The following is a 26,072-nucleotide window of genomic DNA, read 5'->3' as shown; positions in this document are numbered from 1 at the left end:
GTCATGACGCTCACGTCCCTCGTCCTCGCGTCCCTGGCCCTTGCGATCGTTCCCGGGCAGGAGGACGACCCGAAACCGAAGCCCGAGACGTCGCTGGCCTCGGCCCCGATCGAGACGCCCGAGCCGGTCGAAGGGGGCGAGGCCATCGGCGGACTCTACCGTTCCGGCCCGATTTACCTGGCCGCCCAGCCCGACCCGGAGACCCTCTCCCGGCTGGCCGAGGACGGCGTGACGGTCGTCATCAACCTGCGGCCGCCCGAGGAGATGGACTCGGTCCCCTTCGACGAACCGGCCCTGATCAAGTCGCTCGGGCTTGATTATGTCACCATCCCGATCGGCCGGCCCCCCTACGCCCCCCGGCTCGAGGCGGTCGAGCAGTTGCGGGAGGCGCTGGCCTCGCACGAGGGGAAGGCGCTGATCCATTGCTCACACGCCATCCGGGCCTCTCGGCTCTGGGCGGCGCACCTGGTCAAGGACCGGGGCCTCTCCCGCGATCAGGTCGATGCCTTCACCCAGATCACCACGGGGGGGCCGGCTCGGGTCGAGCAGTTTCTCGGGGCAGACGAGCCGGGAACCCCGTAATCACGCCCCGCGCCGTTCCAGGACCATCCGCAGATACGATCGCGTCTCGACCTGATCGGACCCGAGGCCGAGCCGCTGGGCCAGTTCGAGCACGACCCGCTGCGCCTCGGGCAAGTCGGCCGGACCGTTGGCAATCGCCTCGACCTCGGCATACACCCCCAGCCCGTCGACCGAGTCGAGGCCGACCTGGACCCATCGGCCTTCGAACTGGAGGTCATAGGCGAGCCGGCGCTTGCGGACCGTCGCCACCGGCCGGAAGCCGAGGTTGACGAACAGGCGCTCCATCTTCAGCAAGGCGTCGGGACCGGGCTCGAAGGTCAGTTCCACCTCCTCGCGGGTCTTGGTGGGGCCGGCCAGCTTCGGGCCCTTGTACGTCACGCGGTTCTCGCCCCCGTCGCGGCGAAGACGCATCGCCTCGTCCGTCTCCCGGAAGTCGCGGGCCGGATGAGACATGTAAATGTCCTCCTGCTCCACTTCCTCGCGAGCCACCGCGCCGAGGTCGCCGAGCCGGCGCAACAGGTCCTCGTGATTGGCGTCCCGGAACTTCATCTCCACTTCGAACGGGCTCATCCCAACGCACTCCGACTCGGGGATCGGGGCCTTTCTCTCCGGAATCGCGGATCTCGCCCCAACAGCGGCAGCCTATCCGCCCCCAAGTCATGCGGTCAACCAACTCCCCCCTTCCAGGGCAGACCGTGAGATCGGTTCCCTCCAACCTCGCCGGCTCGTTCCCGGATCCCACATGCCGAAAAATCGTAGCGGCTCAGGGGCTCGACATTTGTCAGACCGGCGCCTAGGATGACGATACACCTCTGACATCTGTCTCGCGATCGGTCCTTGATCTTCTGTCGGGGCCGATCGCGGGCGATCGAACACACCGATCGGGCCGTCGTCCCGTCGATTTTCGAACCGATCGAGGTCTTCTGATGAATCACGACGCGATCCCCCCGACCGGGGCACCCCTGCCGGTGCGCCGAGGGCTCGACCCCACCGGCCTGATGCGGTGGGTCTACACGAGCAATCCGTTCTATGTCATCAGCGCCGGCCTGGTCTTCCTCGGCCTGCGGGCCTCGTTCGACGCGAGGGGGCCGGCGGTGGAGACGGGGGCCCTGATGCTCGGCCTGGCGGCGTACACCCTCCTGCTCGCCGCGACGGCGGTGGTGCTGGTCCGCCGGGGGAAGGTCTGGGACGACGTCCGGACGGTCCTCCTGCTGGTCGTCCTGATGTTCCTGGCCATCTCGGTCGCGTTCGACGAGACCCTGGCGGGCGACCCGGCCATGGGGCGCGGTCTCTACCTCGTCGGCCTCGGGTTCGCGCTGCTCGTGAGCGAGGGGGTCTTGCGAGGCCTCGGCCTGGACCTTCGCACCGGGTTCCGGGTGCCCTATCAGGCGATCCTGGCCCTCTTCTTCCTCTACCCGATCGGCCTGGCGCCCCTCGTCGATCGGCCCGACGACCCGGCCTTGATGTGGGCCCTGTTCGGCTTCGCGCCGACGGCGGGCCTCCTGAGCCTGACCCTGCTGCCGGCGATCCGCCGCGGGCCGTCGTATGCCGAGAAGAACGGCAGCCCCTGGCGCTGGCCCTTGTTCCCGTGGGTCCTGTTCGGATTGCTCGGCGGGGCGGCCTGCGCGCGGTCGTACTCGCTCTGCGTCTCCTTCCATTTCGTGATGAAGGACCAGACGATCTTCGGCCCGTATTTTCTCGTGCCCTTGCTCCTGCCCGGGGCCTTCCTGCTGCTGGAGCTGGGGCGATCGGCGCGGGATCAGACGGCCGGGCGGGTGGTCACGACCCTGGCCCTGCTCGCGCCGATCGGCCTGCTCGGCCTGGCGATGATCGGCCACGACCGGCCCGACCCGGTCTATCACGCCTTCCTCTCCCAGTTTCGAGCCGCCTTCGGCGCAACCCCGGCCTTCCTGACGCTCGTGCTCGCCCTGCCGCTTTATCTCTGGGCGATCCATCGTCGGGTGCCCGGCGGGATCGACGGCTTTTGCCTGGCCCTGGCCGCCCTGGCGGTGGTCCGGCCGACGACCCTCGACCCGGGCGGCCTCTCGTTCGCGAACCCGTGGCCGTTGCTCCTGGCGGCGATCGTCCAGGCGGTTGCGGCGATCCGGCGGCGGAACGAGGGGCGGGGCCTGCTGTCCTGCGCCTTCCTGATCGCGAGCCTCACGGCGATCCTGCCCGAATCGACGGGCGAGACGATCCCCTGGATCGTCGTCGCCCACCTGGCGCTCGTCGTGATGCTCGGCTTCGGCCTGCGGGAGGGGCCGCTGGGCGACGTCCTGCGCGAGCTGGCGGTCGGGGGGTTCCTGATCCTCGGCGTCTGCTGGATGATCGGGGCGTTCGCCGAAGTGTTCCTCCGACTCGGGCCGATGGCCGATGCCGCCTACCTGCCGACCCTGGCCGCCCTGGCCGTCGCGTATGCCAGGGGGGGCGGCGGCCGGGCGTTCCTCGTCGCGGCGGCCTTGTTGATCGGGGGCTGGGTGTGCGTCTACGGGGCGTGGTCGTACCGGACCTTGCGTCGCCTGGTCCCGGGCCTCGACCAGATCGCGCTCGGCCTGCTCTCGTTCGCGGTCGCGGCCCTGATCAGCCTGGCCAAGGCCGGCGTCACCCTCTGGCCCGGCGCATCGCGCCGGGCGCCCGAGCCGCCGACGGGGCTCGACGGGTCGTGACCGGCCGGTCATCCCCGCTCAACCCGGTCGCGCCCCAGGCGTTTCGCCCGGTAGAGGGCCGCGTCTACCCGGGCCAGCAGGTGGTCGAGCGATTCCCCGGGTTCGGCCTCGACCACCCCGAAGCTGGCCGTCAGTTGCAGCGCGTCTTGCCCCGCAAACGTGATCCTGGACACACGCTTGCGCAGGCGCTCGGCAATGCGATGCGCGTGTTCGAGGTCGAGGTCCGGCAGGATGATCAGGAACTCCTCGCCCCCGATCCGGGCGACGATGTCGCTCGCCCGGCTCTTGGCCTCCAGGCAGGCCTCGAAGGCCTTCAGGGCCGCGTCGCCCCCGGCGTGGCCGAAGCCGTCGTTCACCCGCTTGAAGTGGTCGATGTCGGTCATGATCAGCGCGAACGGGATGCCCGACTCGCGCCGGAGCGCGATCTGCTGATCGAGCATCTCCATCGCCTGGCGTCGGTTGATCGCGCCGGTCAATGGGTCCTTCTCGGCCAGCTCCCGCATCTGCCGATAGGCCGATTCGAGCGCGACGACCGGGCTGGCATCCCGAAAGATCTCGACGGCCCCCACGTTCTCGCCGTCGTCGTCGTAAATCGGCATCACCGACACATCGACGGCCACCCGGTGCCCCTTGCGATGCTTCAGGAACACGCGGGCCGAGGTCGGTTCGTCCTCGTGAATGGCCCGAAGCAGGGGGCACCCCGTTTTGCAGAGGAAGGTCCCCTGGCAGTCGGTATGGCAAAGAATATTGTCCTGGCAGGGGTGCCCGACCACCTCGCTGCTCGTGTATCCGCTGAGCCGTTCGGCAGCCTGGTTCCAGTAGAGGATGGTCCGGTTCCGATCCACGAAGTAGACGCCGTCGTAGAGCCGATCCAGCAGCCGTTCGAAGAACTTCGAGCCGAACGGCCGGACGACCTCATTGGCGGAAATCGCCCCGCTGATCTCCTCAACCGGCATGGCACGACCACTCCTCGAAGTTGCCCAACCCTTGCAAACGCGTCTCACTTCGATTTGAGAAAAGTCTAGAACACGATTCGCATCTCCGGCCGACAAAGATCCCGATTGCGTGAATGCGGGGGCCGGGCCTCCGGGCCCGACGCCGATGGGGAGACACGACATCGGCAAACCGGCCGGGGCGGGTCACCCCTCGAACGACACGTCCAGGCGCATTAGAATCACCCCGAAATCGATCCGATCGCCGCCGAGCGGCCGGGTCGCCTTGCCTGATCAGGAACCCGATCGAGGCGAGCCGGGCCGACTCGGCTCGTGCAGGAGTCAACGACCGATGCGACATTTTGTCCGTCCTGCGGCCTTCGGCCTGAGCCTCGCCCTGGTCGGGTGCGGCGGGTCCGGCGATCCCGTGCCCACCGTCGCACAACCGGGGGCGATCGGAGACGCCTCGGCCCTCGACCCGGGCCCGGCCGCCGGCCCGTCCCCCTCCCTCAACGAGCCGACCGCGGAGGGGGAGGAGGTCGTCACCGCCTCGGGCCTGGCCTACGAGACGATCCGGGCCGGCGAGGGGCCGCAGGCCAGGCCGGGGGATCGGGTCGTGCTCCACTACGTCGCGACCATCGAAGGGGGCGAGCCGATCGACAGCAGCCGGGACCGCGAGACCCCCTGGACCCACACCATCGGCGACTCGCGGGCGGTCCAGGGGTTCAACGAAGGGGTCGCCGGCATGAAACTCGGCGAAGTCCGCCGCCTGGCCGTCCCGGCGAATCTCGCCTACGGGGCGCTCGGCACGTTCGGCGAATACGCCCCCGGCAAGGAGCACTCGCTCGACGGCGCGATGCAGGCCGACGAGCTCCCCTCCATCCCGCCGAACTCGACCATCATCTACGAGGTCGAGCTCCTGGAGATCGCCCCCGACCCAAACGAGGCCGACCCCGCCGCCGAAGCTATCTCTGAGGGTGAAGCCGGAGCCGAACCCGCCGACGAGGCCGACCCCAACGGCTGATCACCGCTCGCCCGATCATTCCGCCCCGATCGGATCCAGGCGGGCCGGTTCCCCTTCGCGCAAAAGCCAGGCGGGACCGGCCTCCAGATCCTCGAAGCGGTCGGTCTGACCGCTCGGCCAGCGCACCTCGACCCGGTCGGCGGCCGTCGCCGACCCGAGGCCGATCCGCAGTTGCTCATCATTCTGAGACAGGTAGCTGCCCCCCCCCGCGATCGGCACGCAACGCGACCGCGGGCCGGCCGAGACGACCACCGTCGCGCCGATGGCCGAGCGGTTGCTCCGCGTCCCTTCGAGGCGGAGCCGCAGATACCGCGACGGCCCCGCATGATCGTTGCGGAGCAGGCTGGCCGGCGCGTTCTGGGCGACGACGACCAGGTCGGGGTCGCCGTCGCCGTCGAGGTCCCCCGAGGCCACCCCGCGTGCGTCGTGATCGCGGGCGAACCACGACCCCGGCCCGAACCCCAGCCGCTCGAATCGCCCCGCGTCCGGCTCGCGCCGGAAGCACATCGAGGGCTGCGGCCGGGGCGTGCCGGGCAGGCGGTGCATCAGGTGGCCGTTGGCCACGACGACCTCGTCCGCCCTGTCGCCGTCGCCGTCAATCAGCACGGTCCCCCAGCCGACCAGCGGCCTGCTGACGGCCCCCAGGCCCGAGGCCAGCCCGACCGGGACGAACTGCATCGCGCCGTCGTTCCGGTAGAACTCGTTGATCTCCCCCTCGTAGTTCGTCACCCAGAGGTCGAGATCGCCGTCGCCGTCGAGGTCGCCGACCGCCACCCCCATGCTGCCGGTCGCCAGCCCCTCGGCGCTGAGGGCCGCGCCCGAGAGCTGGCCGATCTCCTCGAACGTGCCGTCCCCCCGGTTCCGATAGAGGAAATTCGGCGTCGTGTCGTTGGCGACGTACAGGTCGATCGCCCGGTCGCCGTCGAGGTCGGCCGCCACCACGCCCAGGCCCTTGCCGCCGTTCTCCAGCCCGGCCCCCCGGCCGATCTCCTCGAAGGTGCCGTCCCCCCGGTTCCGATAGAGCAGGTCGCGCAGGGGGTCGAAGACCGAGGGCGAACAGATATCGAGCTCCCCCGACGCATGATAGCGGCACTCCGGGGCCCGCTCGGGCGACCAGTCGACGTACCTCGCCACGTACAGGTCGAGCAGTCCGTCCCCGTCGGCGTCGAGCCAGGCGGCCGAGGTCGCCCAGCCCGGCTCGGTCAGGCCGGCCGCCTCGGTCACGTCGACGAACGCCCCCCCCGCGTTGCGGTAGAGGGAAACCCCTTGGTACGAGGTGACGAGCAGATCGGGGAATCCATCGTTGTCGAAGTCCCCCGCCGCGCACCCGTGCGTATAGCGCGAGGCGTCGCCCAGCCCGGCCGCCTCGGTCACGTCGTCGAAGCGCCAGCCCCCGAGATTCCGGTACAGCCGCCCCGGCAGCCCTTCGACCGTCAGGCCCCCGGCCGAGGGGACGATCCGGCCCCCCCCCGGGAAGAACAGGTCGGGCCGGCCGTCGCGGTCGAAATCGAAGACGGCCACCCCGCCGCCGAGCGATTCCAGGATCGCCAGCGCCCCCGCCTCCTCACCATTCCGATAAATCGCGTCAACGCCCGTCCCCGCGACCTCCGTGAAGGCCAGGCCGTGCGACTCCCGCGCCGAGGCCAAGGGCATCTCGCCGCCGGCCGCGTCCGGGGCCGGCCCCGCGACCCCCTCCGGCCCGGCCCGCTCGCCCGACCGACTCCAGAGCGTGACGGCGATAAGGGCCAACGCCCCGACCGACCCCAGGCCGAACCCGACTCGACGCGAGACCCTTCGGATGCGCATCAACGTGCTCAACTCCTCAAGCGTCCCCCCGGCCGTCACGGGGCGGGCGAGACCCGGGCCCGATCCCGCTCCTCGGCCATCCGATCGGCATGGTGGCGAGCGTCTTCGGGGCGTCCCAGGCGGGCCATGACCATCGACAGTTGGTAATGAATGCGCCAGTCGCCCGGGGCCTCGGCGACCGCCCGGTCGAGCAGGGCGGCGGCCCGGTCGATCGCCCCGCGTTCCATCGCCAGTTCGGCCCGCAGGCGAAGGGCGTCGGCGTCCTTCGGGGAGCCGTCGAGCACACGATCGAGCACCTCGACCGCCTCATCGGCCCGGCCGAGGGCCCGCAGGCACTCGGCCCGGGCGATCTCGACCCGGTCGTCCCCGCCCCCCCCGGCCCTCCTGCAGATCTCCAGGTGTTCGAGGCTGGCGGCCGGGTCGCCGGAGAGATACAGCGCCTCGGCCAGCCAGAGGCGGGCTTCATGATCCCCCGCGTCCCGCTCCAGGGCCGACCGCAACGCCTCGGCCGCCGCGGCGTAGCGGTCGGTACCGAGCAGGAGCCGCCCGCGACGCTTCGGCCACTCGGGGTTGCCCGGTTCCAGGCGTTCCAGCTCCCGGTAACGCCGAGCGGCCTCGCTCGGGCCTCGCAGCGATTCGGACAGCTCGGCCAGCCGGGCGAGGGTCGGCGGGTGGCCCGGCTGCCGGGCGTCGAGCGCCTCGAAGGCCTCGAAGGCGCGGTCCATCGCACCGACGCCCAGGGCCGTCTCGCCGAGCAGCCGCAACCACTCCGGCTCGACCCGATGCCCGAGCCTGGCGTCGAGCAACCGCAGGGCCGACTCGGGGTTTCCCCGAGCGATCTGTGCCCGGGCGACGATCGCCACCGCCTGCACGTCGTCCGAGGTCTTCCAGGGTCCGAGCCGCGCGATCGCCAGCTCAGGTCTCCCACCGTTCAGCGCCCGATCGGCCGACCAGATCCGGTACGGCCGCGATCGGGAGATCCCCCAGCCGGCCAGCCCCGCGACGGCGACGAACGCCAGCACCGCCCACGCCAGTGCCCGGAGCACCAGCCCTTTCGAGTTGGAGCGCCTCGGGGGCGGTGCCCCGCCCCCGAGGGTCGTCGCGGCATGCCGAAGCAACGGGAAGGCTCCGACCGGAGGATCAATCACGAAGACACGCGATGCGGCGATCCATGCCCATTAGAACTGGTCGGCGCTGATCACCTCGCCGCCGCTCATGCTTCCCAAGGCTCGCCAGATGGGCAGGGCGACCGTGTTCTTGGTGAACCGGACCGAACCATCGCCGTAAAGCGTGTTCACGCCGCCGGGGTGACGGCTCCGGCTGGCCATGTACAGGTCGTTCCAGCCGCCGCCGACGACGCAGGGCTCGTTGTTGCCCGGCCGGCTCTCGCACCAGGCGGGCATGAAGTCGGGGATCGTCGTGTTCGGCGGGGTCCGGGTCATGAAGTTGCAGTCGGTGTCGTTCCACCACTCGGAACGCATGTCCCGCAGCTCGGACGCCTGGATCAGTTCGGAGACGAGGATCGTGTTGCTCGTGCCGTCCCGGAAGTCGCGCATCCCGGCCACGCGGTTGACGGTGAACGGGGCGCGGAGGTAGCGGATGCCGTCGGTCGTGGGGTCGCCCACGTTGAGCTGGCCGAGGTTCGTGTTCCCCCAGTTCGGGCCGTAGTTGTACTTCGGCCGCCAGTCGGCCAGGAAGACCTCCTGGGTGTCCGACGGGCAATTGTAGGTGGAGACCCGGGTGGCGATCAGGCTCATGTTCGCATTCGACCCTTCCCAGTTCGGCCCGGCGATGCCCACCTCGAAGTTCAGGGCGTTGCCCAGGTTCCCCTCCTCCAGGAACCGGAGGATGTGGAACGACCAGGGGGTCCGCAGGCTCGGCAGGTTCGGCCAGCCGGGGGCATTGATGATCGTGCCCATCGGAAACGATCCGAGCGCGTCGTGATAATTATGAAGGGCGATGCCGATCTGCTTCATGTTATTGACGCACTGGGCCCGCCGCGCCGCCTCCCTCGCCGATTGCACGGCCGGCAGCAACAGGGCGATCAGGACGCCGATGATCGCGATGACCACCAGCAGCTCGATCAGGGTGAACGCGTCGCGTTGACGACGATGACGCATAGGAAACCTCTCCTGGATTGGACAGGGGAAACCTCTCCCACGACCGCGTCCGACGGCGACGGCCGTGGCACAACCGGTCCCGTCAGGGAATCTCGACGTCGTACTGGAAATTGCGCTGCGAGGGGATGGTCACCGTCAGCGTGCTCTTGGTGTTGTACTGCTCGGGGATGACGTTCTCGCGCACCATGAGCGCCTCGGGGGCGATCCCCAGCTCGCTCGGGTCGCGGCCGAACATCGCCCCGCCCATCTCCTCGGCCGTCTGCTCGCGGACCTCCTGATACGCCGTCACCTCCACCCGGTACGAACCCGGGGGCGGCCCGCCGTTGCGGGCGATCGCGTACTTGCCGTCCACGATCGGCGCGCCGGCCGATCGCCCCTCCGCCGCGGGGTCGTTGCCGAGGAACTGGATCATCCCGTCCTCGACCGGCTGACCCTGGAACGTCACCACCCCCGAGACGCCCACGCCGTCGCCGCCACCGCACCCGGCCACGACCATCAGGGCCAGGGCTCCGATCGCTGATCGCATGGTTTGCGTATTCCTTGACTCGTGTCGGGATGGGAGAGTGGGCGGGCGGGCGCGCAAGCCTCCCGCCCCGGCTCGGCCCCGGGCCACCCGGCCCCGGGATCCGTCAACGGGCCAGTCTCTCCCCCGCAACCTCCAACCGCCTCGCGTGCTCGGATCAATCCCCGAATCGTTCACTTGCTCGTGCGATTCGTCGAGACGTTCACGTCTTCACGACCTCGGTGCCAAGCGTCCGCCAGTCACAAACGATTGTCAAGCAAATTCTTCACAAATACGAAATTGTTGATTGCGTGTGTGCGTGCCCCTCCTCGGGCCGGGATCCCGGCCCCCGGCAGGCGAACCCGACCGGGTCAGCCGAGCCACTCGGGGGCGTGCGTCGCGTCGTCGGGCACGTGGTCCGAGAGCAGGTCGCGCAGGTCGAGCCGCATCAGCTCGGCCAGGCGCTTGCTCGGCGTACGCTCGATCTCCTGGACGAGTTTCAACGCCAGCACGTGCCACTCGGTCGCCGCGTGGGGGCAGGTGAACACGTCTCGCCTCCGCTTCGATCCGGCGAGCGACTCGGCGAAGCCGGCGGCGGTGGGCACGTCCCGCCTCGCGTCGCAGACGGCCCCGCAGACCCGGCAGCGCACCTCGTCCAGGGTCCCGGGGTCGGCATAAATGATGTCGTAGCCTTTGTGGTGCATCGTCACGCCAATCGTATTCAGAGATGGAAACGCCTGCCGCTTCACAACGACGCGCGAACCGCCGTCCGCCGATCGCCGCGCGGCCGACCGCCTCAGGACCGGAAGGCGTCGGGAGGGGCGGGGGACGACGACGCCGGCCGATCGGCCCGGAAGTCGTCCACGTCGATCGAGGGCGACCGGCCGAGGATCAGGTCGGCCACCAGCTCGGCCGTGCTCGGCGAGAGCTGCAGGCCCGCCCGGCGGTGCCCGGTGGCGATGAACAGGTTCTCGACCCCCGGGGCCGACCCGATGATCGGCCTCGTGTCCATGCTCCCCGGCCGGAGCCCCGCCCAGGTCATCTCGACCGAGGCGTCGGCCAGCACCGGGCAGAGCCGGATCGCCAGGTCGATCAGCCCGCGCGTGGCCGAGGCGGTCGGCCTCGTGTCGAAGCCCGCCGCCTCCTCGGTCGCCCCCACGAGCACCCGGCCGTCGTCCCTCGGGACGAGATAGCGGTCCTCCAGCTCGACGATCCGACGCAAGACCGGGACATGGCTGTTCAGCAGGACGATCTCCCCTTTGATCGGCGGGGTCGGCACCTGCATCCCCATCCGGCCGAGCAGCCCCTCGGTCCACGCCCCGGCCGAGACGACCGCCGACCCGCACGCGATTCTCCCCTCGGGCGTCCGCACCGCCACCACCTTCCCGCCCGACGCCTCGAACCCGGTGCAGGGGACCCCCGGGCGCAGCCGCCCGCCGAGCCGCTCGCAGGCCGTCGCCAGCGCCTTCAGGTGCCTCGGGTTCCGCACCTGGGCCCGGTCGGGCACGAAGTAGGCCACCCGGATCTCGGGGCTGAGGTGCGGCTCGACCCGGGCGAAGTCGCCCGGCTCCAGCCGCTCGAAGGCGATCCCCTCCGACCGCCAGCGCCCGGCGGCGGCCTTCAGGTCGTTTTCTTGCTTGGCATCAAATGCCACGTCGACCGCCCCGCAGCGCCGATAGCCGTTGTCGATGCCGGTCAGCTCGCGGAGCCGACCCGACCACTCCGGGTACAGCTCTGCGCTCCGGGTCCGCAACCGGGCCATCGGCAACGGGTGCGGCTTGTCCGAGCCGGGGGCGATGATCCCGGCGCCGGCCCAGCTCGCCTCCTTGCCCAGCTCGCGACGGTCGAGCACGACCGGGCGCATCCCCTCGGCGGCCAGCACAAAGGCGATCGACAGCCCCACCACGCCGCCGCCGACGACCACAACGTCCGCACGCTCAAGCTCCGGCATCGGTCCTCCTTACGAGGCCGCCGATTCTACCAGACCCCGCCCGCCCGCGCCGATCCGCCCCCCCGCCTCAACCAGTCCCGCGGGGTGCCGTCGCGTCCCCGGAGACGCCCCATCCCGACCCCGACCGGCCGGGCACATCGGGGCCGATTCGGGAAAAACCGCGCGTCATTTCGGGCGGCCGACTCTTGACCGGCGGCCGACGAGCCGACGATAGTGCATCCTGCGCGGTTCCCCGCCCGATTCTCATATCGCGGACCGCGCGTGTCGGCATCATCCGCGACACGTTCTCGATCCCAGGGAGGTCCCCCTCGATGCCACCAGAAGACCACAAGGCACCGGCCGACTTGCCGCGACCGGGCCACAGCCGCCGCGACTTCCTGCGCGGCTCGAGCCTGGCCGCCGCCGGCGCCGTGATGGCCACCTCGGCCGAGACGGCGATGCACGAGGCCCGCGCCGACGTCTCCGAGACCGACGGCGTGGCGATCTACTCCGGCACCTGCCCGATCGAGCTGAAGGTCAATGGCGAGGCGATGAGCGTCACCATCGAGCCCCGCTCGACCCTGCTGGACACGCTCCGCAACCGCATGAACGTCACCGGCCCGAAGCGCGTCTGCGACCGGGCCAGCTGCGGCGCCTGCACGGTCATCCTCGACGGGGACGCCGTGTACTCCTGCACGACCCTGGCCATCTCCTGCGCCGACCACGAGGTCCGCACGCTCGAGAGCTTCGAGACCGACGAGGGGAGCGTCCCCCAGTCGTTCCTCAAGAACGACGCCCTGATGTGCGGCTACTGCACCCCCGGGTTCGTCACCGCCTGCCAGGCCTGGCTCGAGAAGAACCCCGGCCAGGAGCCGACGCTCGACGACATCAAGCAGGGGCTCGACGGGAACATCTGCCGATGCGGCACCTACATCGGCGTCTTCCAGGCGGCCCTCGACGCCGCCAAGGCGATGAAGAAAGGAGGGGCCTGAGTCATGGCAGCACTGTGGCCCGACAACCCGCGTCTCATCGGCGAAGGCGTCCCCCGGCTCGACGGCCTGGCCAAGGCCTCCGGGCGCGCCAAGTACCCGTCCGACGAGCGGCCCGACGGCGTCCTTTTTGCCGTCGTCCTGCATAGCCCCCACGCCCACGCGAAGATCCTCAAGATCGACACGTCGAAGGCCGAGGCCATCCCCGGCGTCAAAGGGGTCTACCTGATCGCCAACGAAGGGGCGACCGTCCGCTACCACGGCGAGGAGATCGCCGCCGTCGCCGCCGAGAGCGAGGAGATCGCCCGCGACGGCTGCCGCGCCATCGCCATCGAGTTCGAGGTCCTGCCCCACGCCGTCACCGAGGCCCAGGCCCTCGCCGAAGGCGCCCCGCAGCTCACCCCCCGCGGCAACACCCAGGCCGGCCGCGCCCAGGAAGACGGCGACCCCGACGCCGCCCTCGAAGAGGCCGCCGCCCGGATCGAAGGGGAGTACTCGATCCCGGTCATCACCCACGTCTGCCTCGAGACCCACGGGCAGGTCGTCCGCTGGGACGGCGACGCCAGGATGACCGTCTGGGCCAGCACCCAGAACGTCGACGGCGTCGAATCGGAGATGGCCGGCGCGTTCAACGTCCCCGCCACCGACGTCACCGTGCTCACCCCCGTCATGGGCGGCGGCTTCGGCGCCAAGTTCGGGGCCGACACCTGGGGCGTCGCCGCCGGAGAGCTGGCCAAGAAGACCGGCAAGCCCGTCTGGCTGTTCCTCGACCGCATCCAGGAGCACCTGACCGCCGGCAACCGGCCCAGCGCCTCGGCCAAGATCACCCTCGCCGCCGACAAGGACGGCAAGCTCACCGCCATGGTCGCCGAGACCGCCGGCACCGGCGGCATCTCCCGGGGGGCCGCCTTCCCCTTGCCCTACGTCTACGAGGTGCCCAACAGCCGCCGCCAGCACACCGACGTCCGCGTCAACGGCGGCAACGCCCGGGCCATGCGGGCCCCCGGCCACCCCCAGGGGTGCGCCATGATGGAATCGGCCATCGACGACCTGGCCGAGACCCTCGGCATCGACCCCCTCCAGATGCGCCTCAACAGCCTCGCCGAGCAGGACACCGTCCCCAGCGGGTCCGGCGAAGCCCTCAACCGCACCGAGATCTACCGCGAGCAGATCAAGCTCGGGGCCGAGGCCATCGGCTGGGATCAGCGCAAGTCCCGCGCCGACAACGCCAAGGCCGAAGGCCCCCTGAAGCGCGGCTTCGGCATGGCCCTGCACCAGTGGGGCGGCGGCGGCCGGGACGACAAGCAGGTCACCTGCATCATCAACCCCGACGGCTCCGTCGAGCTCCGCAGCGCCACCCAGGACATCGGCACCGCCTGCCGGACCATCCTGGCCCAGATCGTCGCCGAGGTGCTCGGCCTGCAGACGACCGACATCAACTCCAACATCGGCAACTCGCAGTTCCCCCCCGGCCAGGCCTCCGGCGGGTCGACCACGACCCCGTCGATGGCCCCGCCGGCCTACAACGCCGCCCTCGAGGCCCGCGACCAGCTCTTCAAGCGGATCGCCGGCGCCCTCGACGCCGAGCCGGGCGACCTGTCCGTCGGCGAAGGGGTCATCCTCGTCAAGGGGGAGCGTGAAGTCCCCTGGAAGGACGCCTGCCGGAAGCTCGGCACCATGCCGATCAACGTCACCGGCAACTTCTCCGAGGGCCTCACCGCCCAGGGCGTCGGCGGCTGCCAGTTCGTCGACCTGACCGTCGACACCGAGACCGGCGTCGTCAAGCTCAACAAGATCGTCGCCGTCCAGGACACCGGCCTGATCCTGAACATCATGACCTGGAAGAGCCAGGTCTACGGCGGCGTGATCATGGGATTGAACTACGGCCTGTTCGAAGAACTGGTCATGGACCCCTCGACCGGGCTCTGCCTGAACCCCGACATGGAGCTGTACAAGCTCGCCGGGGCCAGCGACATCCCCGAGATCGACATCATCCCCTTCGACAACGAGCAGATGCGCAAGCGGGGCGTGATCGGCGTCGGCGAGCCGCCGACGATCGCCACCGCCGCCGCCATCGGCAACGCCGTGGCCAACGCCCTCGGCACCCGCGTCCCCCACTTCCCCATGACCCCCATGAACATCCTCAACGCCCTGGCCAAGGCCTGATCCGCGATCCCAGACGGGCGGCGGACGCCGGAGCCGCGGCGATCACTCGCCGTGGTTCCCCACCCGCCGCCCCGGCCGATCCGATCATCCCGAGGAGCAATCAGAACCCATGAAAGCCTTTGAATACGCCAGCCCGACCAGCGTCGAGCAGGCCGTTCAGGCCCTGGCCGGCGCCGAGTCCAGCGAGGGTCTTTCCGGCGGCACCGACTTGCTCTGCCGCATGAAGGATTATATTTCCAGCCCCGGTCGGGTCGTGTACCTCAAGGACATCGAGGACGACTCCTTCCGCGGCATCCGGACCGAGGACGGCACGCTCGTCATCGGCGCCGGCACCACCCTGGCCGACTTGCTCGAAGACGAGACGATCGCCGAGAAGTACCCGGCCATCAAGCAGGCCGCCCGCTCCATCGCCACCCCCCAGATCCGCAACATGGCGACCGTGGCCGGCAACCTGCTCCAGCGCCCGCGCTGCTGGTACTACCGGTCCGGCTTCGGCCTGCTCGGCGGCCGGCGCGACGAGGACGCCGGGGAGAAGCTCGTCCGCGAGCTCGAGGGGGAATTCGCCCCCTATAACATCGACCTCGTCGGCCAGCCCGAGGACGGCCACCTCGTCCGCCTCGGCGACAACCGCTACCACGCCATCTTCATGACCGACGGCGACGCCCTGTTCGTCACCGCGTCGAACCTCGCCCCGGCGCTGATCGCCCTGGGGGCCGAGGCCGAGATCGTCGGCCCGGACGGTACCCGCACCATCCCCGTCATGGACCTCTACCAGGTCCCGAAGGAGGAAGGCGACCGCGAGCTGACCCTCTCGACCGACGAGGTCGTCACCCGCATCCTCGTGCCCGAGCCGAAGGGCAAGAACGCCTTCTACGAGATCCGCCAGAAGCTCTCGCACGACTGGCCGATCGTCATGGCCGGCGTCTGCATCCCCGAGGACGGCAGCGAGCCGACCATCGTCCTCGGCGGCGTCGCCCCGGTCCCCTACCGGCCCAAGGGGGCCGAGGCCGCCATCGCCGGCAAGGATCTGACCAAGGACTCGGCCGAGGCCGCCGGCCAGGCCGCCACCGAGGGGGCCCAGCCCCTCTCGAAGAACGCCTACAAGGTCCCCCTCGTCAAGACCGTCGTCAAGCGCGCCCTGCTGCGGGCCGCCGGGGACGAGTACTGGTCCAAGATGGAGGCCTGACCCGTGCGATCGATGAAGCCCAGGCCGGACCCCGATCCGGCCGCGGGCCCCGAGCCCGCGGTCGCCCCCGAACCGGCCCCCGCCCCCGAGCCGCCGCCCCCGCCTCCGGAGTACCAGATGGTCGGCCCCCCGTGCCGCAAGCTCCGGAGCAAGGGGATGTACGTCTACACCGACGGCCCCGCCGAGTCGCACGGCGACTACGACAACACCATCTACTGGTGCCTGTCCACCCACAAGGCCTTCGGGCCCGACGACGACCTCGCCCAGAAAGACCTCTGCTGCGACCCTTCCCGGTCCTGCTACGAGGCCCTCTGAGCCCCCCGTCCCCTCATCATCCCGGGCCGCCCGACCCCTCCCCCGAGTGGTCCGGCGGCCCTTCGTCCTTCCTTATTAGAACCCGGACCACCCGCCACGCCTCACCTCCGCATCACCTGACCCCCTCCCTCCTCCTCCCCCTCTCTTCTCCGCGTCTCCCCGTCTCTGCGCGCGGTCCCCTCTCCATCCTCCCCCCCACCCGGCCTGGCGACCACCTCCGCCGGAGCCTACAATAACGCTCGCCGAGGGATCGCCCGAAGTCCAGGGACGAATTGCCGAGATCGCCGATGCCCAGCACCGCCCCGCCGCCTCCCCGCGTCGTCAACCGCCTCCGCGACCGCCTGATCGACGCCACCCGCGCCGAGGTCCGCTTCGATTCCGGCAGTCGCGGCCTCTACGCCACCGACGCCAGCCTCTACCAGATCATGCCCGTCGGCGTCGTCGTCCCCCGCACGGTCGACGACGTGGCCGCCACCGTCCGCATCGCCGCCGAGGAAGGCGTTCCCGTCGTCCCCCGGGGCGGCGCGACCAGCCTCTCGGGCCAGACCATCGGCACCGCCATCATTCTCGATACGTCGAAGTATCTCACCCGCATCGGCACCGTCGACCGCGACCGCATGACCGTCTCCGTCCAGCCCGGCGTCGTGCTCGACCGCTTGAATGCCGAGTTAAAGCCCCTCGGCCTGATGTTCGGCCCCGACGTCTCCACGACCGACCGCGCCACCCTCGGCGGCATGATCGGCAACAACTCCGCCGGGGCCCGCTCCCTCCGCTTCGGCAAGACCGTCGACTCCATCCGGTCGCTCGACGTCGTCCTCTCCGACGGCACCCGCACCACCCTCGGCCCTTGCTCGCCCGAGCAACTGGCCGAGCGTTGCCGCCTCGACGGCATCGTCGGCCGCATCCACCGCGACGTCCGCGACGTGGTCAAGGACCACCAGGCCGCCATCGCCCGCCACTTCCCCCCCATCCTCCGGCGCGTCAGCGGCTACAATCTCGACGAGTTCGTCCCCGGCCTGCCGATCCGGGCCCCCGAGGCCCCCGACGACCCCTGGGCCTTCAACCTCGCCAAGCTCGTCGTCGGCTCCGAGGGCACCCTCGCCGTCGTCACCGGGGCCGAACTCAAACTCGTGCCCGCGCCAAAACATCAAGGTCTGGTAGTGCTTTCCTTCGCCACTATCCCCCACGCCCTCGACCGCCTCCTCCCGATGCTCGAGACCGAGCCGGTCGCCATCGAGATGGTCGACCGCGCCATCCTCGACCTCGCCGGCCGCAACCCCGAGTACGCCAAGAGCCTCTCCTTCGCCTCCGGCCGCCCCGAAGCCGTCCTCGCCGCCCAGTATTACGCCGACACCCCCGACGAACTCGCCGCGAAGGCCCACGACCTCCTCCGCCGCGTCGACGGCGCCCCCGGCCTGCTCGGCCACCGCACCACCCTGGCCGACGCCGCCAAGGACGACTTCTGGAAGGTCCGCAAGGCCGGCCTCTCGCTGCTGATGGGCATGGTCGGCGACGCCAAGCCCGTCGCCTTCGTCGAAGACACGGCCGTCTCGGTCGAGAAGCTCCCCGAGTTCTACCGACGCTTCCACGACCTCGTCGCCCGGCACGGCACCGTCGCCTCCTGCTATGGGCATGCCGACGTCGGTTGCTTGCACATCCGACCCATCTTGAATGTGAAAGACCCGAGCGAGGTCGAGAAACTGCGCTCGATCGCCGCCGAGGTCTCCGATCTCGTCCTCGAATTCGGCGGCGCCATGAGCGGCGAGCACGGCGACGGCCTCGCCCGCAGCCGATGGAACCGCAAACTCTTCGGCGAGGAAATCTACGGCGCCTTCCGCACCGTCAAGGACGCCTTCGACCCCAAAAACCTCATGAACCCCGGCAAGGTCGTCGCCGAGCCCGACCCCGGCACCGACCTCCGCCTCGGCCCCTCGTACCACGCCGACCGCGAGCCGCTCGCCACCGGCTTCGACTTCTCGGGGCAGGGGGGCTTCGCCCGGGCCGTCGAGATGTGTTCCGGCGTCGGCGCCTGCCGCAAGACCGGCACCGGCACCATGTGCCCGAGCTACATGGTCACCCGGGACGAGGACCACTCCACCCGCGGCCGCGCCAACCTCCTCCGCCTCGTCATGGCCGGCACCCTGCCCGCCGAGGGGCTCGCCAGCGTCGACCTCGACCGGGCCCTCGACCTCTGCCTCCAGTGCAAGGCATGCAAGACCGAGTGCCCGTCAAACGTCGACATGTCCAAGCTCAAGGCAGAGTACCTCCACCAGAAGTACCGATCCCGGGCCGTGCCGATCGGCTCGCTCCTGGTCTCCCAGATCCACCGCCTCAATGCGATGGGATCGGCCACCGCCCCCTTCTCGAACTGGATGCGCGAACGCTCCTCCGTGCGCTGGCTCTTGGAAAAGGTCGCCGGGTTCGACCGCCGCCGGGTCGCCCCTTCCTTCGAGCGCGACCATCTCCGCCGCTGGTTCCGCCGCCACCAGCCCGACCCCCGCGCCGGCTCCCGGGGCCGCGTCATCCTCCTCGACGACTGCTTCACCACCTACAATCAGCCCTCCATCGGCCGCGCCGCCGTCCGCGTCCTGGAGGCGAGCGGCTACGCCGTCGAACTCGCCGGGCTCGTCTGCTGCGGCCGACCGGCCATCTCGAAGGGCCTGCTCGGCCTCGCCCGCGGCTGGGCCGAACAGAACGTGGCGAAGCTCATCGGCGCGGCCCGGCAAGGTGTCCCCATCGTCGGCTGCGAACCTTCCTGCCTGCTCACCCTCGCCGACGAGTACCGCGACTTCCGCCTCGGCCCCGATGCCCATACGGTTGCCGATGCCTCGATGATGATCGACCGCTTCCTCGCCGACCCCGACCGCGTGCCCGACCTCCCGCTCCGCCCCCGAGCGTCCCGCGTCCTGCTCCACGGCCACTGCCAGCAGAAGGCCCTCGTCGGCACCGCCGACACCGTCGCCGCGCTGCGTCGCATCCCCGATCTCGAGGTCAAGCCCCTCGATTCCGGCTGCTGCGGCATGGCCGGGTCGTTCGGCTACGAACGCGGCCATTACGACGTCAGCGTCGCCCTGGCCGAACGCGTCCTCCTGCCCGCCGCCCGCGACGACCCCGACGCCCTCCTCGCCGCCCCCGGCTTCTCCTGCCGCAGCCAGGTCCACGGCCTCGCCGGCATCGACGCCTTCCATCCGATCGAGCTGATCGCCGATCAGCTCGATCGCGGTCAACGTCCCTAACTCCCCGTCCCCATCAACGTTCGGCGTCGTTTTTCTCTCGTGAACGCGGCGGTCGCATTCGGATCTTTGATCAAAGTGCGAGGATAGGCTCGTCTGTTGAAGAAAATCACCGTTTTCGTTCGAAGCCATTGCGAAAAGTCGCATGCCTGATAGGATAACTTCGCGGATTGTGCCGCGTCGTCGCGTTCGACGCGCGATGACCATGGCACCGATCCCAACTCGGCGACCGACGTGGACGTTGCGCGACCCCAACCCCGGCCAGGGTCGCTGAGTCGCCTCCCGACGGGTGCGAGTCGAGAAGGACCATGAATCGAAGACCGCCCTCCAAGCCCCTCGTGCTCCTTTTGCTGCCGCTCGTGCTCGCGCTCGCGGGGTCTGCCCACGCCGGCGTCGTCACGCACCTGACCTTCGCCGACAAGGGCGAGGGCAATTCGGCGTTCTTCTCGCCGAATCACGGCCTCACCCCCGACGCCTCGGGGAATCTCCTCTCCGGCCAGCAGGTCACGCTCGACGGGATCACGCTCCTCGTCTCCGCGGCCGGGGGCGTCAACCTCGGCACCGGCAACGTCATCAACCCCCAGCGGCTGCACCTCAGCCACTCGGGCGTGGGCGTCCGGGGCGGGAGCAGCGGCTCGCTGCATGCGGGGGAATCGCTCAGCTTCCAGTCGGAGACGCTCCTGACCCTGACCGGGCTGAGCTTCATCCGCCCGGCCGGCTCTCCCGCGAGCCCGTTCTCCTTCGATCTCCTGGTCGATGACCAGGGGCCCGTCACGGGCCTCCTCGGCGAGACGTCCGCGCTGAACCGATTCGAGTCCCTCGATCGCTTCGCCTTCAACGTGACCGGCAACTCCTTCACGATCCGGACCACCGGCGGCGAAGGCCGACTCGCCCAGTTCAGCGTCATGGCCGATCCCGGCTCGCTGGTCGGCGTCGTCGCCGTCCCCGAACCCTCGACCCTGGCCCTGGCCGCCTGCGGGGCCGCGCTCGGCCTCTTCTGCTACGGACGATCGCGCGGGCGTCCCGGCCGCGACCGGGCCGCGGACTGATGCTCCGCCCCGCGCCATCGCGGGCCAGGCTCGCCCTCCTCGTCCTGGCCGGGCTCCTCGGCCGAGGCGGCTGGCCCGCCGCGCCGGCCCTGGCCGATGCTCCCCCCGCGTCCGTCGCTCCCGACCGCCTGATGGCCGACGTCAACGCCCTCGTCGGGTTCGGCACGCGGCACACCCTGTCCGACGCCAACCCCCGCGCCGCCGACTGGCTCGCCGAGCGGTTCCGAGAGGCCGGGTGCGACGAGGTGTCCTTGCACGACTTCCCGATCGGCCCCCGCACCCGCCACAACGTCGTGGCGACGATCCGAGGACGCCAACGCCCCGACGAATTCGTCCTCGTCGGCGCCCATTACGATTCCCGCAACGCCCAATTCGCCGACTCCCGCGGCCCGGCTCCCGGCGCGAACGACAACGCCTCCGGCACCGCCGCCCTCCTGGAGCTGGCCCGACTCCTGGCCGTCGACCCCCCCGGCCGATCGGTCCGCCTCGTCGCCTTCAGCGGCGAGGAACAGGGGCTCCTCGGCTCACGCTCCTATGCGAAAACGTGCCGCGATGAGGGCATTCCGATCACCCTGATGATCAACCTCGACATGATCGGCCACCCCATGGACGAGGCCCGCCGCGCCCTGATCGTCGAGCACGACCCCGGACTCCGCTCCCCGAGCAACGACGCCCCCTCGCTCGCGTGGGCCGATCGGCTCAAGGCGCACGTCGCGGCCAACGGCCTCGAACCCGTCCCCGGCGTCCTCTACGGCAGCGATTACATGCCCTTCGAGGCCAATGGCGTCGTCTGCGTCGGCCTCTTCGACGGCGCCGACGCGGCCGACTTCTACCACCACGAGGCCGACACTCCCGACAAGGTCGACGCCTCTTACTGCTCCTCCGCCACCGCCGCCGCGCTGGCCCTGATCCGAGAGGCGGCCGACCCCGCGTTCGAAATCGGCCCGAAGACGGCCGGGGCGCCGGTCGACGACGCCCGGCCGTCCCCGTGACCCGCCCGGCGGGTCACGAGCCCTTGCTTTCCCGGTCGATCGCCTGCTGAAGCTCCGCCTTGGTCATCCGCGAGCGGCCGGATATCTCCAGTTCGCCAGCCTTTTGGTAGAGTTCCTGCTTCGTCGGCCCGTCCTGGGATCGGGAGGCAGTGGACGCCGAGCCCTCCGACGAGGCGGCCGTCTTCGATCCGTCTTGCTCCAGACGGTCGAAGGCCCGCTTAATCGCGTCCGTCCAGGGGACCCGCCGCCTCCCCTTCATGCTCTGGGTGGTCTTCGTACGCTCGGCCTCCCGCTTCTCCTCGTCGCTGAGCGCCTCCCAGACCTTGCGCGGGAGGTATCGCCTGGTCCGACCCTTCTCGCGGGCGTCGGCCTCGCCGTCGATCGTCTGCCAGTCCTGGTCGGTCCAGCGTTCGAGCGAGGTCGCGGCCTCGTCCTTGCGATCGGTCGTGTAGCCGCCCCCCTCGGCCTCGTACTTCTGCACTAAAAGCTGGCTCTTGCGGGCCGACCACTGGCCCGGCTTGCCCCCCTTGTCCGACTGCTTGATCGAGTCCTTCAGGTCCTCTCGGAGCCGGGGCCTGGTGTATTTTTCCGATTTCCGTGGCATTGCGAGACGCTCCGGGAGCGTTGGGACACTCACCAATCGTCGGGCGGAAGGATGTTCATCCGGGCGGATGAGCAATCCGCATTCCGCTCGCGGCCCCTCGCCCTCACGAATTCGAATAAATCCGCCCCGAGCGATCCCAGGAGCTCCAGGTCGGCTCCCTCCGGAACCATCCCAGGCCGATCGCGTTCCGGAAGCAGATCCGCCCGAGCAGGTGGGTGATGACCATCCCCTCATAGAGCAGGAGCATCCAGAGCCCCCACAATCCCAAAGCCGCCGCCGTCAAGCTCGGCGCGTGGAACATCACCAGCCGCCAGACCACTACCGCCAGCAACAGCGCAAAGGCGGTCAAGAGCCACAGGGGCAGATATTCTCGGCCGATGATCCGGATGGCCCGGGCGATCGCCATCGGGTGCGCCAGGGCCAGGTTGTCGTGCAGGATCGCCGCGGCCAGGCCCATCTGCACGTAACCGGCCGCCAGGCCGATCAGCACCACCACCGCCACCCAGTCGAGCGGACCGAACTCGCCGCGCAGCTTCGCGTACAGCAAGACCGGGATCGACCCCACCCCCAGCCCCATGATCCCCGCCCAGAGCCATCGCCCCAGCCCTTCCAGGATCGTGTGCCGGTCCCACATCGGGAACCTCGGGTGGTCGGTCCTGCCCATCGCCCCATCGGTCAAGACCCGGGCGAAGTAGAGCAAAAGATACCCGCCCGTGAACGAGAAGCTGATGATCAAGGGCAGCGAGAACGGGATGAGCAGCAGGGCCAGCGGGTTGAACCCCCCCCTCGGCCCCTCCCGGAAGAACATCACGATGTCGAAGGCCGGCACCGACATGATCGTCAGGAACGGCGGGAAGAGGACCAGCAACACCAGCCCCGGCCCGTCGCGCAGGGGGAAGCTCAGCACCTCTCCCAGCCCGATCGGCTGCCCCCTGCGCGGGTACACCGGGGCAGGGCGGCGGGCCCGGAACCGGAACCTCGACCGCCCGGCGACCAGATCCGGGGCCGGATCGCTCCCGACGCTCCCGTCGGGGTTGATCACCCGGCCGCACTTCGGGCACCGGCCCGTCCCCCCCGACCCCGGCTCGGGGGCCTTCAACCACGTCCCGCACTGGCAAATGACGATCGCCATGATGCCCCGGTTCGTCCGACAGGCCGGGGTTCGCTCGGCCGGTCCTTGTGCTTCGGGTCGATCCGTCTCGCGCACGCGGCACAGCTCCCCTGCCGCCCGCGCTCCGCGTTGGTCCGATCGACCCATGATCCCCGAACTCGCCCCGCGACGGAAGCCCCGGCCCCTGCGGTCGGGGGGCACGAGCATCGGATGCCCGCTCCGATCCGCCCGGTCCCGCCCCGGTCGAGCCTCCGCCCGATCCGCCGACCGAACGGTCCCGCCACCCTCTCCCGCGCTTCGGGGGAGGGGGCCTCGCGTTCGGAACCGGGCCCGGCTCCGATCCGGGCGTCCGATCGGTCGGACCGCCCCGCGGAACTCCTCAACGAACGGACGGCCGGACACGGTCGCCTGGGATCGACGACGACTCCAGCGGAGCAATCGGCGCGCCGCTCGATCGGACGCCGCCCCCCGCGATCCCCGGCGCCGGGCACGTCCCGTTCGACGGCCTCGAGGCCCGCATCGCCCCGAACGCCCCCGAAAGCGCCAGCGCGGCCAGCACCAGGGCCGCCAGCCACGGATCTCTCGCGTTCGATCCGTCGGTGCCGGGCATCACACACCCTTCCTCATTGACTCATTGTACGGACCAGGGCAGGACGGAGCAGGGCAGGGCAGGACGATCGCCGACCGAGCCACGAACGGGCAGGGGGAACCGTCCGGACCGGACCGAAACAACCGAACCGGCCCGCGACCGCATCAACCCCGATCCGGCCCCTGGTCGCCCGGCTCGTCCTGTTCCAGCAAGGCGCGAATCTGGTCGGCGTGCTCGGGGGCCAGCCGGTGCTGCTGGAGCAGGTGCAGCACGAGCAGGCCCGGCTCCCCCTGGTAGAGCTTGTCCACCAGGTTCTCGACCCGCTTGCGTCGCACGTCCTGCGCGGCGATCTTGGGGGTATACACGAATGCCAACTCGCGGCGGTCGCTGCCGACCATCCCCTTCTGCTCCAGGCGGTCGAGCAGGGTGGCGACGGTCGCATAGGTCCACTGCCGCCCGGCGGCCTTCGAGGCGTCGAGCACCTCGCGGACCGTCGCCCGGCCGCGGTCCCAGAGGATTCGCAGGACGTCCAGCTCCGAGTCGGGGATGGTGGGGGGGCGCTTGGCCATTGCTCGGGGACCTTCCACAAGGTTCAGTTCGGGTCAAGGATGCGGGGTGATCTCAATTCCCAAACACACGGGCCTCGGCGGCGCGGGGGGAGTCCCCTCGGGCGGGACGATCGCGCGGGGCGGTCAGGTGGGTGGATGCGGTCCGGGGTTGACCCGCGTTCCCCGGCCTTCGTATCCTAAGACACTTGTCGCACAAGGTCAACCGTGAATCGGACATCTGTCAAGCACGGTCGAGCGGAGGAGCGCGGGTGAGCCGAGCCGTCGACGGGGGCGACCCGGGCCGGGACGCAACGATCGGGGGCCTGGGCTTGCGCCTGCGGGGGCTGGCCCTCGAGGCCGTCGAGCGCGCCTTTCCGCTCGGCAACACCCTGGGAGCGGCCGGCCTGATCGCCCTCGGCGGCTTCGTGCCGGTCGTCGGCGGCTGGCTCGACGACCGCGTCTCCTGCTGGGCCGACGTGCTGGCGACCCTCGGCGGCGTCCGCCCGACGGCCGAGGTGGCCGACCCCGACGGCGACCACGGCCCGGTCCTCGGCCGGACCGACGCCCCCGAGCTGTTCGACGAGGTCGCCGCCCTGGCCCGGCGCGCCGGGGCGAGGCCCCCGGGCCAGATCCGCCTGGCCTATTTGCCCTGCTGCGGCGCGACCGCCTGGGGACGACGCGGGCGGGCCCTGCTCATCGGCCTGCCCTTGCTCTCGGTCCTCAATCGGGTCGAGCTGCGGGCCGTCCTCGCGCACGAGATGGCCCACCTCGCCCGGGGCGACGCGACCCACGCCGCCCGGTCGGCCCGCTTCGTCGAGGCCCTCGGCCGCTCCCTCGACCAGGCAAGGCGGCCGTCCCGCAGCCCGCTCCGGGGCTGGGCGCGCGGCTGCTTCGCCGTCGGCTCCCACCTGCTCGCGCCGATCGCCCAGGGCCAGGAGGCCCGCGCCGACCGCTTCGCCGCCGGGGTCGCCGGCGGGCCCGCCACCGCCTCGGCCCTGGTCAAGGTCGCCCTCGTGCAGCCGATCTTCCGCGAGCTGCTCGAACACTACGATCCCGACGCCCCCGGCCATCCCAACCTCTACGCCTCGTTCCGCGCCTTCTGGCAGCGATTGCCCGACCCCTTGCTCACCGCCATGCGACACCGGGTCCTGAGCGATCCCCCGTCCCGGGCCGACGCGGCCCACCCCCCGTTAATCGACCGCCTGGCGATCGTCCATGCCTACCCGGCTCGCCCCGTCTCCGAGCCGGACCTCTCCCCCGCCGAGACCCTGCTCGGCGACCCGACGATCCTGGAGCAGATGCTCCACAACCGGCTCTTCGGCGTCACCTTCTCCACGGCCCCCTCGGTCTTCCATCGCTCCGGCAGCTAACCCCCCCCGGTTGCGATCGCCCGCCGATCGCCGAATGGGTAAGCTATTGGACCGCCCGGGTGGCGCCCCGACGAGCAGGACCGTCTGGACGCTCAACCCTCGCCCCCGCTCCCGCTCCCCCGAGAGCGAGTGGCCGCAGGCCGGGTGAGGGGGGCCGAGTCCGGATCGCAGGGCCCTGCGCCCATGCCGGGGACCCCTCACCCCGGCCCTCTCCCCGCCCGCGGGGAGAGGGGGCAAACGCCGACCCTCGCCCCCGCCTGCGGGGAAGCGGGTGGCCGCCAGGCCGGGTGAGGGGGGCTTTCGACCCGCTGCATCGCATCGTCGTCTTGCTCGTCATCGAAGAAAACCGGAGAGTCGT

The 26,072-nt window shown here is 70.5% G+C and carries 23 protein-coding genes; 11 read left to right on the top strand and 12 right to left on the bottom strand.

The genetic code is table 11. The features are described from left to right. Positions 1–3: 3 nt before the first annotated feature. Positions 4–582 carry a sulfur transferase domain-containing protein gene (locus tag AB1L88_RS12645; RefSeq protein WP_367097024.1) on the top strand — a complete coding sequence of 193 codons (579 nt, stop codon included), beginning with the start codon at positions 4–6 and terminating at the stop codon, positions 580–582. Here the strand turns inward: AB1L88_RS12645 and cyaB are convergent, their stop codons facing one another. Beyond that, a complete protein-coding gene (gene cyaB / locus AB1L88_RS12640) occupies positions 583–1,152 on the bottom strand; it encodes a class IV adenylate cyclase (protein WP_367097023.1) in 570 nt (189 codons plus the stop codon). Positions 1,153–1,508: 356 nt separating this feature from the next. Here cyaB and AB1L88_RS12635 point away from each other — a divergent pair, with 356 nt between their 5' ends. Beyond that, entirely contained in the window at positions 1,509–3,248 is a 1,740-nt protein-coding gene (locus AB1L88_RS12635) for a hypothetical protein (RefSeq protein WP_367097022.1), read from the top strand. 8 nt (positions 3,249–3,256) lie between these two features. Here the strand turns inward: AB1L88_RS12635 and AB1L88_RS12630 are convergent, their stop codons facing one another. After that, positions 3,257–4,204 (bottom strand): GGDEF domain-containing protein, encoded by a 948-nt coding sequence (locus tag AB1L88_RS12630; RefSeq protein WP_367097021.1) that lies wholly within the window; start codon positions 4,202–4,204, stop codon positions 3,257–3,259. Positions 4,205–4,532: 328 nt separating this feature from the next. Here AB1L88_RS12630 and AB1L88_RS12625 point away from each other — a divergent pair, with 328 nt between their 5' ends. Next, positions 4,533–5,204: an FKBP-type peptidyl-prolyl cis-trans isomerase gene (locus tag AB1L88_RS12625; protein ID WP_367097020.1), complete on the top strand. Its 672-nt coding sequence runs from the start codon at positions 4,533–4,535 to the stop codon at positions 5,202–5,204. A gap of 15 nt (positions 5,205–5,219) precedes the next feature. Here AB1L88_RS12625 and AB1L88_RS12620 read toward each other — a convergent pair whose 3' ends face one another. The 6 genes from AB1L88_RS12620 to thiO form a co-directional block, all read right to left on the bottom strand. Further along, positions 5,220–7,010 (bottom strand): CRTAC1 family protein, encoded by a 1,791-nt coding sequence (locus AB1L88_RS12620; RefSeq protein WP_367097019.1) that lies wholly within the window; start codon positions 7,008–7,010, stop codon positions 5,220–5,222. 35 nt (positions 7,011–7,045) lie between these two features. Beyond that, the gene (locus tag AB1L88_RS12615) at positions 7,046–8,128 is read right to left on the bottom strand and encodes a tetratricopeptide repeat protein (RefSeq protein WP_367097018.1); all 1,083 of its coding nucleotides are present in this window, start codon (positions 8,126–8,128) and stop codon (positions 7,046–7,048) included. 60 nt (positions 8,129–8,188) lie between these two features. Beyond that, positions 8,189–9,130: a DUF1559 domain-containing protein gene (locus AB1L88_RS12610; protein WP_367097017.1), complete on the bottom strand. Its 942-nt coding sequence runs from the start codon at positions 9,128–9,130 to the stop codon at positions 8,189–8,191. A gap of 82 nt (positions 9,131–9,212) precedes the next feature. Next, positions 9,213–9,656 (bottom strand): hypothetical protein, encoded by a 444-nt coding sequence (locus tag AB1L88_RS12605; protein WP_367097016.1) that lies wholly within the window; start codon positions 9,654–9,656, stop codon positions 9,213–9,215. Positions 9,657–10,003: 347 nt separating this feature from the next. Beyond that, the gene (locus tag AB1L88_RS12600; RefSeq protein WP_367097015.1) at positions 10,004–10,336 is read right to left on the bottom strand and encodes a hypothetical protein; all 333 of its coding nucleotides are present in this window, start codon (positions 10,334–10,336) and stop codon (positions 10,004–10,006) included. Positions 10,337–10,428: 92 nt separating this feature from the next. After that, the gene (gene thiO / locus AB1L88_RS12595) at positions 10,429–11,583 is read right to left on the bottom strand and encodes a glycine oxidase ThiO (RefSeq protein WP_367097014.1); all 1,155 of its coding nucleotides are present in this window, start codon (positions 11,581–11,583) and stop codon (positions 10,429–10,431) included. A 311-nt stretch (positions 11,584–11,894) separates the two neighbouring features. Between thiO and AB1L88_RS12590 the strand changes: the two genes are divergently transcribed. The 7 genes from AB1L88_RS12590 to AB1L88_RS12560 all read left to right on the top strand — a co-directional run bounded on the left by AB1L88_RS12590 (position 11,895) and on the right by AB1L88_RS12560 (position 21,492). After that, entirely contained in the window at positions 11,895–12,554 is a 660-nt protein-coding gene (locus AB1L88_RS12590) for a (2Fe-2S)-binding protein (protein WP_367097013.1), read from the top strand. A gap of 3 nt (positions 12,555–12,557) precedes the next feature. Then, on the top strand, positions 12,558–14,717 hold the full coding sequence (locus AB1L88_RS12585; RefSeq protein WP_367097012.1) for a xanthine dehydrogenase family protein molybdopterin-binding subunit: 2,160 nt from the start codon (positions 12,558–12,560) through the stop codon (positions 14,715–14,717). Between the two features lie 109 nt (positions 14,718–14,826). Next, positions 14,827–15,903 (top strand): FAD binding domain-containing protein, encoded by a 1,077-nt coding sequence (locus AB1L88_RS12580; protein ID WP_367097011.1) that lies wholly within the window; start codon positions 14,827–14,829, stop codon positions 15,901–15,903. A 3-nt stretch (positions 15,904–15,906) separates the two neighbouring features. Continuing rightward, positions 15,907–16,218 (top strand): hypothetical protein, encoded by a 312-nt coding sequence (locus AB1L88_RS12575; protein ID WP_367097010.1) that lies wholly within the window; start codon positions 15,907–15,909, stop codon positions 16,216–16,218. 287 nt (positions 16,219–16,505) lie between these two features. Then, entirely contained in the window at positions 16,506–19,454 is a 2,949-nt protein-coding gene (locus AB1L88_RS12570; protein WP_367097009.1) for an FAD-linked oxidase C-terminal domain-containing protein, read from the top strand. Positions 19,455–19,759: 305 nt separating this feature from the next. After that, the gene (locus AB1L88_RS12565) at positions 19,760–20,500 is read left to right on the top strand and encodes a hypothetical protein (RefSeq protein ID WP_367097008.1); all 741 of its coding nucleotides are present in this window, start codon (positions 19,760–19,762) and stop codon (positions 20,498–20,500) included. Continuing rightward, positions 20,500–21,492 carry a M28 family peptidase gene (locus AB1L88_RS12560; RefSeq protein WP_367097007.1) on the top strand — a complete coding sequence of 331 codons (993 nt, stop codon included), beginning with the start codon at positions 20,500–20,502 and terminating at the stop codon, positions 21,490–21,492. Before AB1L88_RS12565 ends, AB1L88_RS12560 begins: the two co-directional genes overlap by 1 nt. Before the next feature lie 13 nt (positions 21,493–21,505). On the opposite strand, the gene AB1L88_RS12555 is transcribed toward AB1L88_RS12560, so the two are convergent. From AB1L88_RS12555 to AB1L88_RS12540, 4 genes are all read right to left on the bottom strand, one after another. Then, a complete protein-coding gene (locus tag AB1L88_RS12555) occupies positions 21,506–22,096 on the bottom strand; it encodes a hypothetical protein (protein WP_367097006.1) in 591 nt (196 codons plus the stop codon). A gap of 103 nt (positions 22,097–22,199) precedes the next feature. Continuing rightward, positions 22,200–23,228, bottom strand: a complete 1,029-nt coding sequence (locus AB1L88_RS12550; RefSeq protein WP_367097005.1) for a hypothetical protein — start codon at positions 23,226–23,228, stop codon at positions 22,200–22,202. A 358-nt stretch (positions 23,229–23,586) separates the two neighbouring features. Further along, a complete protein-coding gene (locus AB1L88_RS12545) occupies positions 23,587–23,817 on the bottom strand; it encodes a hypothetical protein (protein ID WP_367097004.1) in 231 nt (76 codons plus the stop codon). A gap of 143 nt (positions 23,818–23,960) precedes the next feature. Beyond that, entirely contained in the window at positions 23,961–24,365 is a 405-nt protein-coding gene (locus AB1L88_RS12540) for a BlaI/MecI/CopY family transcriptional regulator (protein ID WP_367097003.1), read from the bottom strand. Positions 24,366–24,613: 248 nt separating this feature from the next. Here AB1L88_RS12540 and AB1L88_RS12535 point away from each other — a divergent pair, with 248 nt between their 5' ends. Continuing rightward, entirely contained in the window at positions 24,614–25,714 is a 1,101-nt protein-coding gene (locus AB1L88_RS12535; protein ID WP_367097002.1) for a M48 family metallopeptidase, read from the top strand. The last annotated feature ends 358 nt before the right edge of the window (positions 25,715–26,072 follow it).

The organism is Tautonia sp. JC769, assembly GCF_040717455.1.
Taxonomy (GTDB): Bacteria; Planctomycetota; Planctomycetia; order Isosphaerales; family Isosphaeraceae; genus Tautonia.
Note: the sequence above shows the minus strand (reverse complement) of the source record. Positions and strands in the feature narration are given on the sequence as shown.

Coding starts and splice junctions, on each gene's coding strand:
- AB1L88_RS12555 (WP_367097006.1), bottom strand. CDS start 22,096: ATGCCACGGAAATCGGAAAAATACACCAGGCCCCGGCTCCGAGAGGAC.
- AB1L88_RS12580 (WP_367097011.1), top strand. CDS start 14,827: ATGAAAGCCTTTGAATACGCCAGCCCGACCAGCGTCGAGCAGGCCGTT.
- AB1L88_RS12560 (WP_367097007.1), top strand. CDS start 20,500: ATGCTCCGCCCCGCGCCATCGCGGGCCAGGCTCGCCCTCCTCGTCCTG.
- AB1L88_RS12565 (WP_367097008.1), top strand. CDS start 19,760: ATGAATCGAAGACCGCCCTCCAAGCCCCTCGTGCTCCTTTTGCTGCCG.
- thiO (WP_367097014.1), bottom strand. CDS start 11,583: ATGCCGGAGCTTGAGCGTGCGGACGTTGTGGTCGTCGGCGGCGGCGTG.
- AB1L88_RS12590 (WP_367097013.1), top strand. CDS start 11,895: ATGCCACCAGAAGACCACAAGGCACCGGCCGACTTGCCGCGACCGGGC.
- AB1L88_RS12605 (WP_367097016.1), bottom strand. CDS start 9,656: ATGCGATCAGCGATCGGAGCCCTGGCCCTGATGGTCGTGGCCGGGTGC.
- cyaB (WP_367097023.1), bottom strand. CDS start 1,152: ATGAGCCCGTTCGAAGTGGAGATGAAGTTCCGGGACGCCAATCACGAG.
- AB1L88_RS12570 (WP_367097009.1), top strand. CDS start 16,506: ATGCCCAGCACCGCCCCGCCGCCTCCCCGCGTCGTCAACCGCCTCCGC.
- AB1L88_RS12635 (WP_367097022.1), top strand. CDS start 1,509: ATGAATCACGACGCGATCCCCCCGACCGGGGCACCCCTGCCGGTGCGC.
- AB1L88_RS12545 (WP_367097004.1), bottom strand. CDS start 23,817: ATGCCCGGCACCGACGGATCGAACGCGAGAGATCCGTGGCTGGCGGCC.
- AB1L88_RS12600 (WP_367097015.1), bottom strand. CDS start 10,336: ATGCACCACAAAGGCTACGACATCATTTATGCCGACCCCGGGACCCTG.
- AB1L88_RS12540 (WP_367097003.1), bottom strand. CDS start 24,365: ATGGCCAAGCGCCCCCCCACCATCCCCGACTCGGAGCTGGACGTCCTG.
- AB1L88_RS12550 (WP_367097005.1), bottom strand. CDS start 23,228: ATGGCGATCGTCATTTGCCAGTGCGGGACGTGGTTGAAGGCCCCCGAG.
- AB1L88_RS12585 (WP_367097012.1), top strand. CDS start 12,558: ATGGCAGCACTGTGGCCCGACAACCCGCGTCTCATCGGCGAAGGCGTC.
- AB1L88_RS12645 (WP_367097024.1), top strand. CDS start 4: ATGACGCTCACGTCCCTCGTCCTCGCGTCCCTGGCCCTTGCGATCGTT.
- AB1L88_RS12610 (WP_367097017.1), bottom strand. CDS start 9,130: ATGCGTCATCGTCGTCAACGCGACGCGTTCACCCTGATCGAGCTGCTG.
- AB1L88_RS12625 (WP_367097020.1), top strand. CDS start 4,533: ATGCGACATTTTGTCCGTCCTGCGGCCTTCGGCCTGAGCCTCGCCCTG.
- AB1L88_RS12620 (WP_367097019.1), bottom strand. CDS start 7,010: ATGCGCATCCGAAGGGTCTCGCGTCGAGTCGGGTTCGGCCTGGGGTCG.
- AB1L88_RS12630 (WP_367097021.1), bottom strand. CDS start 4,204: ATGCCGGTTGAGGAGATCAGCGGGGCGATTTCCGCCAATGAGGTCGTC.